Source organism: Staphylococcus sp. GDY8P85P, assembly GCF_017892405.1.
GTDB classification, from domain to species: Bacteria; Bacillota; Bacilli; order Staphylococcales; family Staphylococcaceae; genus Staphylococcus; species Staphylococcus borealis.
In genome coordinates this window covers 44,037-59,036 of sequence record NZ_JAESLA010000021.1, presented here as the reverse complement: position 1 = coordinate 59,036, position 15,000 = coordinate 44,037, and the positions used below count along the sequence as shown (strand labels likewise).

Sequence of the window (15,000 nt, the reverse complement as noted above, 5' to 3'; positions counted from 1 at the left end):
TTACCACTGAATCATTATGACCTTTTAGCTTTTGTATACAAACTTCATATTCTTGTGGTAAAAAGTAACAATACGGTTTAACTACATTTCTATACAAAAAACTATGTATTGTAGATACGTCTACTCTATTTGACACGCTTTTTCCTAATCTTTTAAAACTGTCTCAACAGCTATATTAGTATATGTAATACAGGCAATCTTTCTCGTGCGTTGAAGATTTTCAGAAGTTTGTATTACGTTTTTGATATGATTAACTAAAGATTCAGTTTTCCTTGCACCTGCTTGTACTTTAAAATCTTCTTCAATTTTTCTTGAGCATTAATATTCATGTTATTCACGCACCCATTGAATTGCATCTTCTATATAATTAGGTAGTTAAAATACTTGATATTCATATTGCCCCTTCAACCCCAGATTATCTTTTAACACCGTAGCTAACTCTAGAGCATTTTCACCTTTTCTTAAGGAATTGAGATATCTAGATGCTATTAAAGCTTTCTTTGTTCATCTTCATTCCAATCGCTGTTTTCATTATTTTTAGTACTTTTATTTGTTGAATTAGAGTTCTTAAAACGACGTATCTACTACATGGTGGTAATCCTTGTATTTAAAGTGATTGGCGCTATTACTGTTTTAACAGGGAGACGTTACATAGCACTATTTCAAATCCTATTTTCAGATGATTTAATTGAAATTTTTTAACCGCCTATATAATGAAAGGCGGTTTATTTATTCTAATATCACTGATTATAAATTTGAATATTTATTATTCTACAAAATGAACATTCATAGAAGATAAAACATCTAGTAAATATATTAATTTTATACAATCTAATTTTTTAATAGTTTCAATATCCATTATGCCATGCATTAATCTATTTCTGTTTATATATTTTGGATCTTCTAAGTCGTTATCACTGCTATAATAACTTTTAATCAGCTGCACGGTATATTGTGTAATAATTTCCTCTATACCCGATTCATTATCACGGACTTGCTTATTCAAAACGTTATTTATACTTTTGTACTTAGGTTCTCTTTTTTCATTGCATGCTCTATATATGGTCAGATAATCAATTACCGACAAGGATAACATAGCTACTTCAGTATACCGCTTATTTTCAAAATTATTTAAAATTCGTTTAATATATGAATTTTTAATATGATAAAAATCATTTTCAATTAGATTTTCTTTAATAGTGACAAAATGTTTTTTGAAAGTTACATAAATATCTTCATCTGTAATTTTATTTTTTTCAAGATAGATATCATAGTAATCAGAAAAATATTCTAAAGACATACTCATTTTATACTGCTCGCAATATTCAATGAATTGTCTTAAGCTTTCAGTTATTTGTCTAACTGTTTCTCTTATCTTATCAAGATCAACACTTGCGGTAATATTATTAATAAGATTTATTTTCACTTTTATACTATCATTCAATATCTTATTAACTTTGGCAACTGTTTCAGTGATAAGGTCATTTAGCGTTACAAAGTTCATTTTAGGTATTTTAAATGTTTCTAAATTCATTGTTACACTACTACTAACATTAAAATTTGGTATGTGAATTTTATTTAAAACATTAACGCTATTATTAATAAATCTTTTTTGTTTGTTTATCGCTTCTAAATAAGCAGATGGTATGTATGTTTTATCCACATTTTTATTTTTCGTTTTTATTGATGTATACAATTTATTGTCTATTCTTATCAATTTATATTTCATGGTTTCACTCCACTCCTCGATATATAACTGATAATAACTATAAAAAGAAAAGCCCTAAACTTATTTTTTAGATAAACAAGGACTTTTCTATTTTTTTTAATTTTTCAAATCAATTTCTTAAAGTAATCATTAAACAAATAGCTGTTCAATCATCTCAATAATTTCATCATTCTGCAATTGAGCTTTAAACTCTACATTCATTCCCTCGGCTTTCATTGTTTCAAAAAATGATTGTGCTGAACGAATACGATTTTTCTCTTCGCCACGTAGACCTTCACGGTTTTTAACATCCTTAGTTTCTACAATAAAGCCTACTCGATACTCTTCTTCATTATCTTCTAAAACGTACATAAAATCTGGACTGACTGTTCCACCAAAATATAGAGGTACTTGAATACTTTTTCTTGGTATTTTTCCAAAAACAACCACCTTATCTTTTAATCGATTAGAGGATGTTTCTTTTATTGTTGCTAATTCCTTTGGACTATCATATACCACTGTATCGTATAAGAAACTATCTGGTGTCACTATATGTTCTGCACGGTAAAGTCCCAGTGAACCTTGTACAATTTCTTTTTTCAATTTACCTTCATAATCTGTTAACGCTGTCTCATCACGATCGATATGCAATCTTTCATAGGTATAATGCCCATCATATTCTTCTATGAACCAAGATTTAAACTTTTGGATAAAATTACTTAACGTAGTGCGATTAAAATAGTAAGTAGGTATTTCTTTATTTTTAAAATAATTAACTAAACCTTGATGTATCAATTGTACAGGTAAACCTGTCCCTTTATTCAGCCGAATAAGGAACTCATTATAAGGTATCTTTTCATTTTGAAGATAAGTATCTACTATTTCTTCTTTAATAATCATGGCACCATCTTTTATTTTAGTTCGCTCTTCGGTAACATGGACATTTTCTCTAACATATATTGAATCTTGCTTATCCGATAGTATTTCTTCTATTGCTGACAACAACCGTTCATCATTCGCTTTTTCCAATTTCAAATAATATTTCTGATTAAGTTCTTTCCATAGAGATTTAATTTTCTTATAGTTCTCTGAAATTATTTTAACAGTTGTTTTCTTTTCCTTATTTGATTCAATGACTTTACCTGGTTTCAATCCGCGGTTAAACTCGGGATACTCTGTAAAGAAAGTTTCGCTATTTTCATATACAATTTCATAGTCCATAGTGATTAAATCTTTTTGAAGCAATTCAATAAAGAGTGCTTTTTCTTCCATTTTTCTATCTTCTGCTGCTTTTGAAATCAAGTCTCTGATATGTGTCAATTGACTAACTTCAGCATTAATTTCATTCGTTAAACGTTTTGCAAAATCAATTTCTGAAAAGTCTATCAGATAAGTCAAATAAAATTGTTCATCAGAGATGCGCTGTCCATATTCATCAACAGGTAACCTTAATCCGCGCCCAACCTCTTGCAGCTTAGATATATCACTCCCCGATGAACGTAATTTAGCAATTTGAAACACATTTGGATTATCCCAACCTTCACGTAGAGTCCATTTAGAAAAAATAAATCGACGTGTGTTCCATTTACCATTTTCACCTTTGAAAGCCAAAAGACTGTCTTTGTCTCTCAAGATTTGATCAACTTCTTTTTTGATATCTTCATCCTTTATAGAGTTATCCTCAGCAAAATAACCACCTGAACTAAAATCAATATCTTTTAAACTATCCTTTAGAAAATCAAGGTATTCATATTGAAGAGTATTTAATTCCTTCAAATCTTCGTATTCATTTATTAATTTTGTTGTTTCTTCAGCGAGTATTTCCTCAAATTTTACTCTTAAAGGACCCTTTGTATCATTGGATCCTCTATAAGAGTAAATACTGTCGATGAAGAACAAACTTAGCGTTTTAATCTTATTTGTTCTCATAAAATTTTCATGTTCAATTCGAAGATGATTGCGCACCGCTTGTCTCATCATTAATTCTTGATAGGTTGATGAAAAGGTTGATTCATGGATGATGTCTGTTTCATTTATAACAAGTCCATTTGTTATAGTTACTCCTTTACTCGCAGATGTAGTTTCAGAGCGACTTAGAGATTCAATTTTAATTCCCGAAAAACCTGAGTGAATTTCTCCTAGGTCATCACCTACAGTTAAAACATAATTTTTTTTTGTTTTTTCATTTCTGAAATGAACCTCTTTAGGTTTCATTGTATATTTCATTAATTTTAAACGTTCACCATCTTCATTTATGTTTTCTAAAGTTTGCGTTGCCACTCCTTTTACTAAGTTAGCATTAAAAGACTGTGAAGCTCCTAAATTATAAATTAGATTGTTATAATCTACCTCATCTGATTTATCAATATTAGGGAATGTTGCACCAAAGCGAATTATCATCTGTGGCTGTAGTTCCTCAACGATAGCTTCATATGCTTTATTCTCTCGCTTAAACCGATGTGGCTCATCAATTATAACTATTGGACGAGTATCACGTAATGTTTGGTAAGGTTGCGTATAGGTACCTAGTAATGTTTGATCATAATCATCCTTAGCCATTGTTGCTTTTGATAATAGCATCGAATCTGTCATCAGTAGTGTGTGTATCCTACTCTGATCTAAACGTGTCCCTCTAGCAAACTCAGAAATAGCTGTTGGAAACATCTTACGTCCTTTTGCTTTCTTTTGTGAAGTCAACACGCTCAAAACAATCTGGCGTCCTGGGTATAAATCAGAAAACTCACGCTTTGAATAGTCTGCCTCAATGAACTTTTGAGTACCTTCCCGAATCGGTGTGGAAGGAACTAAAAGAATAAATTTATTAAAACCTAGTTTATTTAGTTCATACATCATACGCGTATAAACATATGTCTTTCCCGTACCAGTCTCCATTTTAATATCTAATCCCAAAATACCATCATCAATACTTCGTCTTAATGCATGAGGAATTGGTTCCAATCCATCAACTTGTCCTTCCCAAATAGAACTTATATTGCTTTTTATTTTGGGATTGCTCAAATCGATAAGCGGATTTTGATGAACAGGATTCTCAGTCAACATATCAACATCCTCAAACACGGTATTGACTGCCTTTATAGCACTTAATTGGTGTGGCAAGTTTTTTTCTAATTTAATAACCATATTAATACCTCTCAATCAATAAGACTGATTGATTATTTTTCAAGTTAGCTAAATTTGTCTTTAATTCATGAATTACATTAAAATCTAGAGAATATGCATAAACTACTATACGATTAATCTGTAACTCATTCATTTCCAGGATTCTAACTAATTCCATTACATCTTCAGAAGAAAGTCCCGGTTTTACGATATAGATGCTATTCTGATATCGTTTAGCTATGTATGTATGTAATAAATAATCCACTGGTTTAGCAATAAGACCATATCCATCTTGATTTAACCATGTTGTTAAAATAGTTGTTTCACCTTTTTCACCATTAAATTCAAACGGTGTAATAAAGTCTTGAGAAATTAGCTCTATGTTATGCGGATCAAAATCGACGATATCATTCATTGTATTTTCACTCGGTTTATTCAATCGATAAAGCTTTACACCATAATCAATATCCGCTTCAGTTTCTACTCTTATTTTTTTAGCAGCCAGCATAATTCTCTCTCGCCCAATCTCATCTAGTGTTCTGTAACCAGCTTTATATGCTAATTCTTTTTCTTGAATAATCTCTGGTAACTGAACTAAGATAAATTTTCTATCTGCATTATCCTCTGAATTCAACTGCATAACAGCTTCTGATGTTGTAGCAGAACCAGAGAAAAAATCTAAAACATAAAAATCAGAATCATCAATCAACTTAATAATTTCTTTAATTAAACCCACATTCTTTGGTGCTGAAAAGTAAGGTTTTTCAGATTTAAACAATCTTTTCAAATGATTACCTGCACCTGTCGTAGTTAGTTCTATATTAAACATTTTTTCTTCGCCATTAACTATAGCTTTGTATTTTTTATTTGAAATTTGACTCTTAATCCTTATTGTATCTTTATAATTTTTTTCGTAAATTTTTCCGTCCTGAAAATCAAGTTGTTGTTTCTCAAACATTTCTTCAAGAGTTTTACTAGTGTATGTATTTTCCTTTAAGTTACCCTTGTAGTACGATTTATAGTTAGTATATCCTTGGGAAATTAGATTTTCGTCAATCTCTGAAAGAGACTCTTTTTTTAATAACATTTCATTCTTTTCTTTATTATAATAAACTGAATAATTTTTTTTAGATTCTATGTCTTTTACATCATCATTAAATGAGTTTTCACCAACCAAAACTCTTTTTCCACTATTATGTACATATCTTCCATTTTCGTCTAGCGTCATATCTGATGCATTCTTCGGAATTGTTTCTTTAAAATGAGAGAGATTAAAAGACTTAGAATAAATATGAATATACTCTGAGCTTACTGAAACATGATCAGAGTTTTTTCGCCCTTTTGGATTATTTTCAATTGAAAGAGTACTAACAAAGTTTTCTTCACCAAAAATTTCATCACAAAGTATTTTCAAATTTGCTTGTTCATTATCATCAATTGAAATAAAAATAAATCCGTCATCTGTAATTAAATCTCTAGCTAGCATTAATCGAGGATACATAAACGTCATCCATGCAGAGTGGGTACTTTTTCCGTTTAAATCAAGAATACGCTTTGCTTCTTCCTCTTCAATACCTAATTTTTGTGTTAGTTCGTCAACGCTGAACCTAAATGTGTCTGGATAAACAAAACCATCATTACCCGTATTGTATGGTGGATCTATATAAATACACTTAATCTTGCTTGCATATGACTTTAATAAATGCTTGAGCGCATCAATATTATCTCCAACAATGTATAAATTCTCACTATTTTTATTTATTTCAAAGTTATTATGTTCTGTATCAGGTGTAATAACTGTTTCAGTTGCTAATGAAGCTTCATAACGTGCATATGATTTACCTAAAAAATCTAACTCATATCCTTCTTTTGTAAAATCAACCTCATCTTCTTGTAACATAGACTTAAATGTATCAATCTTAAAGTTACCATCTTTATCAAAGTATTGTGGGAAATATAACTTTAGCTTTTTAATTTCTTCGCTATTTGCCTTAATTTGTTCATTTTCTTCATAAATTTTCTTTAACATATAGAGAAACACTCCTCATGTTTTATTTTAATGATTTAATTACTCAAATTTCACCATGTTCATGATTATTTTCAGTTTAGCAACATTTTTTCCTTTTTAATAGAATTACTTTAATCATAGTTTCATTGTAAATTAATTATATCAAATTAGGATTGGGAAAATAAACCGCATCATTTATGATACGCTTCGCCTCGCATGATCTTAAATGCTCTGTATACTTGTTCGATTAAGACGACGCGCATCATTTGATGTGGAAATGTCATTTTACTGAATGAAAGTGTGTAGTTGCTGCGTTTTAAGACGTCTTCATGTAATCCGTTTGATCCGCCAATCACAAAGACGAAATCACTTTGTCCTTGTGTCATGCGTCGTTGCATTTCCTCAGATAAACCTTCTGAGGACAACATTTTACCTTGTATTTCTAAAGTAATGACTGTGGCTTGTGGTTTTATTTTAGCTAATAAGCGTTGGCCTTCTTTTTCTTTCACTTGTTCTATTTCTTTATCACTCATATTTTCAGGTGCTTTTTCATCAGGTACTTCAATAATTTCAATTTTGGAATAAGCACCTAATCTTTTTTCATATTCTGATATAGCCTGTTTCCAATATTTTTCTTTTAATTTACCCACAGCTAAGATTGTTATCTTCATAAAATCCTCCATAGATGTTAATAGTTATCCTACTTATCCACAAGTTATCAACTTGTTAACAGAATTCCCTCTAATTATAACAGTAATGTATACGAATTACGGGAAAATCTTTTAAAATATCCCCATTTCGTGAGATTATCCTTGTATATATGTGGATAAGTCTGTGAATAATGTGAGTATTTCTGTGTGTATTATACACAAAAGTGGATAACTCACCCTCATTTTGGGGATAACTTTAAGTAAGTCTTAAATATTTATTCACAGATTTAAGCTAAATCTTGTTATAATAAGGTTCATTTTGAATAATCATGTATAGTCCAAATTATTAGATAATTAACTCAATACATAAAAAACGACCTACTTACAAATACTAAGTTTATAAGTAGGTCGTTCGTCTAAATAATTACAATGTATATATCGGTGTAGCTTGGGCTTTATCTGTATCACATAATAGCACTTCTTTTTCAGTGTCTATATCATGTTCATTTAATACTTGTCCAACGCTCATACGTGCTAAATCTTTCATATTGTTATCCTGTGATAAGTGTGAAAGGTAGATACGTTTCGTATTACCTGTAATCACGTCCGTCATCGCTAGTCCTGCATCTTCATTAGACACATGCCCCATATCACTTAAAATACGTTGCTTCGTCTTCCAAGGATAGCGGCACATACGTAACATATCCACATCATGATTACTCTCGAACATAAAAGCATCACTACCTTGAATCATACCTTTCATTCTATCTGAAACATAGCCTGTATCTGTGATTATAGTAAACTTCTTATAATTGTTATGGAAAATGTAAAACTGTGGATCAATCGCATCATGCGATACATTAAATGATTCAATATCAAAACCTGCAATTGATTTTGTTTCATACGGATTAAAAATGAATTTTTGATCCATTGGAATTTTACTATCCTTCTTCTCTATTGCTTTCCAAGTATTTTCATTCGCATAAATCGGTAAACCATATTTACGCGCAAGTACACCCAAACCTTTAATATGGTCACTATGTTCATGAGTAACTAGAATGCCGTTTAAATCTTTTATATTTCTATCAATTTGACTAAATAACGCTTCCATCTTCTTGCCAGTGAGTCCAACATCTACTAATAGACTGCCTTTATCACTTTCAACATAAGTGGCATTCCCTGTACTACCACTCGCCAATACACTCATACGTATCAAGCGGCTCATCCTTTCTACTTCCGACAACTTACATTATGTTTAGAGTGCCTTCAGTCTAATTCCTTATATTCTGCACTCTTTAATTAAAAAAATGAAGTTTCGAACAAACCATATCATTCGAAACATTCTAGTCCTCTAAAATACCTTTATATTATACTATACCAATACAAAAATTAAAGTTCCAATCCCTTGTTTATGTACAACACTCACACATATAAATAAAATAAGTGCATGAGACCATCGTAGCCCCACACACTCACTAAACTTCACACACCAAATACCATTTCTTTCTAATTAAGAACAGAGAAGGGTAATCTATTGAAAATAACCATTCACACACTTACATACGCAGTTCTAAGATAGATAACGAAACATAGTTGCGGAGACTCCTATGTTTATTATTAATGAACATAAGTGCTAGCACACTTATGTAAGAAATTCTAAAGATGAACTACGAATGACGTTGTGTGACGCCTGAGGGAGTAGGATGAGTGTCGAGACCGCGGCTCGACCCATCCCCCTAGGCAAGCATCACAACAGAATGAGTAAATATTCATCTAAGAATTTCTTTACAACCCTGCTCCCTAGTTATCAATCACTTTTGGATTTGATGATGTCGCTTCAACATAATAGGTCTTCACGTCTTCCTTACCTTTATGTTTCACTTTAATTTCCCAGTTGGCTTGCAACAACTGCACGTTCGTTTCTCTCACAACAGAATAATATCCTAATCGTGCATCCAACACTTCATCGCCTGATTTTAAGTAACGGTTAAAGTATAACGTTTCAATCGCTTTACGTGGTGTGATGACCTGTTTCTTAGGATTATTATCACTCTTCGCAGGTTCAATCTTATTCATTGCAGATTGCTCATAACTTGTCGCTTTACCATCATTTACATTAAAACGTAAACGTGCTTTGTTATTATTCATCAAAGGATAACCTTCATACGTTTGCTCGTATGTCACAGCATTAGATGAAACATCGCCAAGTTGATACATCTTACCATTGTAAATGTTGCTCATGATATAGTCTTTTAAATCACTTAAATTACTATCACTCACATTAACCGTACTATCGATTTCACCTGTTAACGTATTACCTGAATCCTCCGTTTCTAATGAGGACTTACCTTTCGCATAACTCTTAAAGTCTTTAGACTTAGCTGTAATCATCTGCATCTTCGTACCACTCACATCTTTATTTAGCAGATCATTCGAAATTTTAATTTCTTCTTGTTGAAATTTAACTTCATTATCACTTTCAGATTCATTGATTTGAGACTTCGTAACCTTATTCACGTATATCAATACAAGCAGGATATTGACTAGAATAAATACGAAAATAAACAATGTCTTCGTTCGTTTCCAATTCATTTATTCAAGCCTCCCATCCTTATAAGCATACCAATCGCCATCGTATTGAATATACCACGTTGGCACAAGCTCACTATTACGTTGCACTTCTATATCATCTTTATCAGGTCGATCATCCTCTTTATAGCCAATGACCATATTCGTAACCTTTTCAAAATCTAGGTTATGATTATTTGCCAATGAAGAACGCACACTTTCAACGCTATCCAGTGACTTCGTTTCACCCTCTAGAGGTACACTAGAACGTAATAAAGCGCGTTTATAATCATAAATACCTTTGTCTCCCCAAGTCACTTCAATATCATTTAATTGTTGATCATTAAATGTTGGATAGCCATTGAGGAAGAGTTGATACGTTAATTCACCGGATGAATTATCTGTATTGAACAGACGGAAATCATCGTTAAAGAAGCCACCATGCCCATTAATATATTCAAATGTGCTTGGAATGGTTGAGTCCATATCACTCGAACTCGATTCATCTTCAGATAAATTTTTATAATGATATTTTTTGCTTTCATCATTATAGTTCGCTACACCAGTGTTGTTATTATACGTCGTCGAACCACTCTTACCGCTTCGGATAATCACTGAATCGTCAAATAAAATCGCATTCATGGTTTCGACTGGAATCGTATCATAAACCATACGGTATGAACGCATATCTTTCGGATGACTTGGTGCGAATATATGCGTCGCTTTATCAATCGTATCTTTATTCGTAATCACTTCTGAATATTTCTGCATTTCATTATTTAAATGATCCATCACTTTAATAAAGTGATTTGCCTTTGCAGTCATCGTTACTTTCATAACTTCATGACGGTCTTCGCTAATCGCAAACAATTCTAAATTACCTTTAGAGTTTTGGCTAACGATGATTCGATTAAATTTGAAATTTTTTGGTACTTTCGCTGATGAATTTAACACTTGGCCTAAATACGTTGTTAAAGGCATATCATAAGTGAAATCCAGTACAGTAAAGTGGTGGTCATTTAACATTGGGATATTTAAATTATAATCTCGTTGAATGTGTTCCACTTTACTGACTTCGTGATTTTTCAATGTACCTATGACTTGAGACAACTGCGCTCGAGAAGGTGCCAAACCTTTCACTTTATCGCCTTTAACTTCTACAATTTGATACGGCGCTATGACATTTTCGATATTGGCAGACATTGGCTTACCGATTGTCTTAGTATTGCTCTTTTTACTATCTGTACTATCGATGTTATTCAAGTCTGGCGAGAAATTCCATACCATAAACGTTAGTACCACACTCATCATGACTAATAGGAAAAGAATAATCGATTTAATATGTTCTTTACTCTTCATCCCAATCACCGTCGTCTATAACTTCACATGGAAGTGTAATAAATATCGATGTACCTTGTCCTTCAACACTGTTTGCCCAAATACGTCCATTGTGTGCTTCTACAATCTCTTTCGAAATGGCTAGTCCTAAACCAGTACCACCCATTTTACGTGTACGCGCTTTGTCTACACGATAGAAACGATCAAAGATTTTATCCACTTTGTTAATCGGGATACCGATACCATTATCTTTAATACGAATCGTCATACGATTATATAACGCATTCTGTTTCACGTGGAACTCGACGCGTTTTTCACCACGAGAGTATTTCATCGCATTCGTAATGACGTTATCAAACACTTGCGTCATCTTATCTGGATCGATTTCTGTGAAGATCGTTTCAGATGGAATTTCACGTACAAATGTCGTGTCCTTGGCTGCCATTTCATGACGATTAATAATCTTATTGATGAACATGTTAAAGTCGACAATTTCTTTCGTAATTTGTTCAGATTCGTTATCCATTTTCGATAATTGAAGTAAATCATTAACAAGACGAATCATTCGTTCTGTCTCTTCACGTGTAACGGATAAGAATGATGGTGCTAAATTGTCATCTTTCCAAGCACCTTCTTCAAGTGCCTCTATATAACTGTTCATAGATGTTAAAGGTGTACGCAATTCGTGTGATACGTTTGCAACGAATTCACGACGTTCACGTTCAACTTGTTGTTGCTCAGTAACATCATGTAATACCGCTATGTAACCCGTCACAAATCCAGTTTCTTGAACAATTGTACTGAAATTCACACGTGCGATAATCCCTTCATCTTCATTCATATCTAGTAAGAAACTATCATTATTCTCTTGAATTTCATCCAATGAGAACTCATCTTCTAAATTCAATACACTAAGCATATAGTAGCCAATTAAATCTTCTTTAGCCATACCTAGCATTTTGATGGCCATATCATTGACGATACGCACACGACCACGTCGGTCTGTTGCGATAATACCGTCACTCATATGTGTGATAACTGAGTCTAATCGACGTTTCTCACTCTCAGTATTCGCTTGTGCTTCTTGAACACGCTTAGATAGGTTATTGAAGGCTAAAGCTAATTCACCGATTTCGTCATTACCATATATCTTAACGCGTTGTGTGTAATTACCTTTAGACATCTCTACCGTCTGATTACGCATATCCGTAATCGGCCTTGTAATCGTCCTTGCGATAAAGAAACCAAGTATCACTGTAATGAATAGGGAAATCGCAGTACCAATAATGAAGATTTGATTGATGTTGTTCAACTGATTATAGACATCATTGATATTCGATTCTATGTAAATATTACCAATCGTCTCATTGCCATTTTTGACTGGCAAATTGTAAATCCAAATTCGTTCTTTACCGCTGCCATAGTCTTTTAAGACATTATGACTATTAGATTCACCTAGCGATAAGGCTTTTTGAACGGAGTTATCATTTACCTTTTGATTGATCATGTTATGCGATGATATCTTCGCTGTAGCCATTATGATTTGATCTTTGTCAATAAAACGAATTTCTTCAATTTCTTGACGGTTGGCATACTCATTTAATAAACTTTGAACTTCTTTTTGAGCATTAGATGGATCATCTCTATATATACGCTCAATATTAACTTCAAGCTGTGTCGCATATTGCTTAATATTCTTCATGAAGTTATTTGTCAGTTCTTTTTCTAAACTATTAGTGAAATACAGACCGATAATCTGCATTCCAATAATAATCAATAACACATAAACAATAACGAGCTTGGTGTGAAGGGATTGTAACTGTTTCAGCCACTTCATAGTCGCAAACTCCTAATCGTGTTGTTGGAGGAAGTATCCAACGCCTCTACGTGTCACAATATACTCAGGGTGTGAAGGATCGTCTTCAATCTTCTCACGTAAACGACGAATCGTTACGTCAACTGTACGCACGTCACCAAAGTAATCATAGCCCCACACAGTTTGTAATAAATGTTCACGTGTCATCACTTGACCCATATGTTTAGAAAGATAGTGGAAGAGTTCAAACTCTCTGTGTGTCAATTCAATATCTTCCCCGCGCTTCTTAATAGAGTAAGCGTCTGGATAAATCACAATATCTTTGATTGTAATTTCATTTGTCGTACCACTTACCTCTTGCGCTGGCTGAGAATAATGACGACGTAAGTTCGCTTTCACACGTGCGATTAATTCACGTGTACTGAACGGTTTCGTAACATAGTCATCTGCACCCAGTTCAAGGCCTAATACTTTATCGATTTCAGAGTCTTTCGCTGTTAACATAATAATAGGCATTTCAAATTTCTTACGTACTTCACGGCACACTTCCATACCGTCACGACCAGGTAACATGATGTCTAATAATACGATATCTGGTTCTTCTTCATATATTAAATCTACTGCATCATTACCATCATAGGCACAGTAAACATCATAACCTTCTTTTTTCAAATTAAATTCTAAGATGTCCGCAATTGGCTTTTCGTCATCGACAACAACTACTTTTCTTGCCATATCTATAAACCTCATTTCTCAAATTATAGTTCTATATTTCAATATTCATTCTTATAAATTAGTAAAGATTAAACTGTGATTTGATGCGTTTTAATAAGTTTATAGCGCATATTAATCTACTATATAATTTACCATTAATATTCATGTAATTCTATTTTCATATTTAAAATTATAGAATAATATTCGTTTAAAGTTTACCACTCTAATTTAATATTACAAATAAGTTGAACCCTTTGAATACGGGACAAAAGTCGTAGTGACGCCTATTCAACGGATTATTACAGAAAGATGATACGACTCAATAGTTGTGTAGCAAGCATTCTATTTTAAACCGATGATTAATATTAAGATTCTGTTGCGACGTCATCTATTTGTAATGCAAATGAATGTCTTACAATATTTTGATTTAGTTTGTATTGATTTTTTGGGAAAAGATTTCAAAAAGGTATTAAAAATAATATATGATAAATAGCATGATGAAGGCATAAAAAAATGCCTATCCTTTTGGATAAGCAATACGGTCTCGACGGGAATCGAACCCGCGATCTCCTGCGTGACAGGCAGGCGTGTTAACCGCTACACTACGAGACCTAAAAAATGGTGACTCCTACGGGACTCGAACCCGTGTTACCGCCGTGAAAGGGCGGTGTCTTAACCGCTTGACCAAGGAGCCGTTCTTAAGCACAAGATAGATTATAGCACAGGCTTTATTTTGAAGACAAGACATTTTTTACATAATTTTAATATTTTTTTATAAATCCCTTAATTTTTAGAAAAGCATTATTGTAACAATGGTTTTAAGATAAAATATGTACCATTTTATAATCTTTTCACACTCATATTTGTATAAAAAAATAGGCACTGAACGAATCAATGCCTACAAAAATAAATGGTATTTCCGGAATGATGAACGGGTTTCAGTGAGCAGATTGCTCAACAATTATACGCATCGCGCTAAAACTAAAGAACAGTTTTTGCTTAACGCTAGTAATTGCTCACAACCTAAACGCTCACTTCCACACCTTGTTTTGATAATCGGGTTTCAGTGAGCAGATTG

9 protein-coding genes and 2 tRNA genes are annotated in these 15,000 nt (G+C 32.7%); all 11 read right to left on the bottom strand.

The annotated features are described in order from the left end of the window. Positions 1 to 766: 766 nt before the first annotated feature. The 11 genes from KA828_RS05220 to KA828_RS05170 all read right to left on the bottom strand — a co-directional run bounded on the left by KA828_RS05220 (position 767) and on the right by KA828_RS05170 (position 14,616). Positions 767 to 1,729: a hypothetical protein gene (locus tag KA828_RS05220; RefSeq protein ID WP_210125621.1), complete on the bottom strand. Its 963-nt coding sequence runs from the start codon at positions 1,727 to 1,729 to the stop codon at positions 767 to 769. Positions 1,730 to 1,858: 129 nt separating this feature from the next. After that, entirely contained in the window at positions 1,859 to 4,849 is a 2,991-nt protein-coding gene (locus tag KA828_RS05215) for a type III restriction-modification system endonuclease (RefSeq protein ID WP_210125619.1), read from the bottom strand. A gap of 1 nt (position 4,850) precedes the next feature. Next, on the bottom strand, positions 4,851 to 6,857 hold the full coding sequence (locus tag KA828_RS05210) for a site-specific DNA-methyltransferase (protein ID WP_107389453.1): 2,007 nt from the start codon (positions 6,855 to 6,857) through the stop codon (positions 4,851 to 4,853). 170 nt (positions 6,858 to 7,027) lie between these two features. Further along, positions 7,028 to 7,507 (bottom strand): 23S rRNA (pseudouridine(1915)-N(3))-methyltransferase RlmH, encoded by a 480-nt coding sequence (gene rlmH / locus KA828_RS05205; RefSeq protein WP_210125617.1) that lies wholly within the window; start codon positions 7,505 to 7,507, stop codon positions 7,028 to 7,030. 403 nt (positions 7,508 to 7,910) lie between these two features. Beyond that, on the bottom strand, positions 7,911 to 8,711 hold the full coding sequence (locus KA828_RS05200) for an MBL fold metallo-hydrolase (RefSeq protein ID WP_053030343.1): 801 nt from the start codon (positions 8,709 to 8,711) through the stop codon (positions 7,911 to 7,913). 575 nt (positions 8,712 to 9,286) lie between these two features. Then, complete coding sequence (locus KA828_RS05195; RefSeq protein ID WP_053030342.1) at positions 9,287 to 10,078, bottom strand: two-component system regulatory protein YycI; 792 nt, start codon at positions 10,076 to 10,078, stop codon at positions 9,287 to 9,289. Continuing rightward, entirely contained in the window at positions 10,079 to 11,413 is a 1,335-nt protein-coding gene (locus KA828_RS05190) for a YycH family regulatory protein (protein ID WP_210125615.1), read from the bottom strand. Next, entirely contained in the window at positions 11,403 to 13,229 is a 1,827-nt protein-coding gene (walK, locus tag KA828_RS05185) for a cell wall metabolism sensor histidine kinase WalK (RefSeq protein WP_107629409.1), read from the bottom strand. Before walK ends, KA828_RS05190 begins: the two co-directional genes overlap by 11 nt. A 12-nt stretch (positions 13,230 to 13,241) precedes the next feature. Continuing rightward, positions 13,242 to 13,943, bottom strand: a complete 702-nt coding sequence (gene yycF, locus KA828_RS05180) for a response regulator YycF (RefSeq protein WP_011274375.1) — start codon at positions 13,941 to 13,943, stop codon at positions 13,242 to 13,244. 518 nt (positions 13,944 to 14,461) lie between these two features. After that, positions 14,462 to 14,534 (bottom strand) — tRNA-Asp (locus KA828_RS05175). A gap of 7 nt (positions 14,535 to 14,541) precedes the next feature. Then, positions 14,542 to 14,616 (bottom strand) — tRNA-Glu (locus KA828_RS05170). Between the last annotated feature and the right edge of the window lie 384 nt (positions 14,617 to 15,000).

Excerpts from the sequence above, each read along its gene's own strand:
- KA828_RS05190 (WP_210125615.1), bottom strand. The coding sequence starts at position 11,413 with ATGAAGAGTAAAGAACATATTAAATCGATTATTCTTTTCCTATTAGTC.
- KA828_RS05215 (WP_210125619.1), bottom strand. The coding sequence starts at position 4,849 with ATGGTTATTAAATTAGAAAAAAACTTGCCACACCAATTAAGTGCTATA.
- walK (WP_107629409.1), bottom strand. The coding sequence starts at position 13,229 with ATGAAGTGGCTGAAACAGTTACAATCCCTTCACACCAAGCTCGTTATT.
- KA828_RS05210 (WP_107389453.1), bottom strand. The coding sequence starts at position 6,857 with ATGTTAAAGAAAATTTATGAAGAAAATGAACAAATTAAGGCAAATAGC.
- rlmH (WP_210125617.1), bottom strand. The coding sequence starts at position 7,507 with ATGAAGATAACAATCTTAGCTGTGGGTAAATTAAAAGAAAAATATTGG.
- KA828_RS05200 (WP_053030343.1), bottom strand. The coding sequence starts at position 8,711 with ATGAGCCGCTTGATACGTATGAGTGTATTGGCGAGTGGTAGTACAGGG.
- KA828_RS05220 (WP_210125621.1), bottom strand. The coding sequence starts at position 1,729 with ATGAAATATAAATTGATAAGAATAGACAATAAATTGTATACATCAATA.
- yycF (WP_011274375.1), bottom strand. The coding sequence starts at position 13,943 with ATGGCAAGAAAAGTAGTTGTTGTCGATGACGAAAAGCCAATTGCGGAC.
- KA828_RS05195 (WP_053030342.1), bottom strand. The coding sequence starts at position 10,078 with ATGAATTGGAAACGAACGAAGACATTGTTTATTTTCGTATTTATTCTA.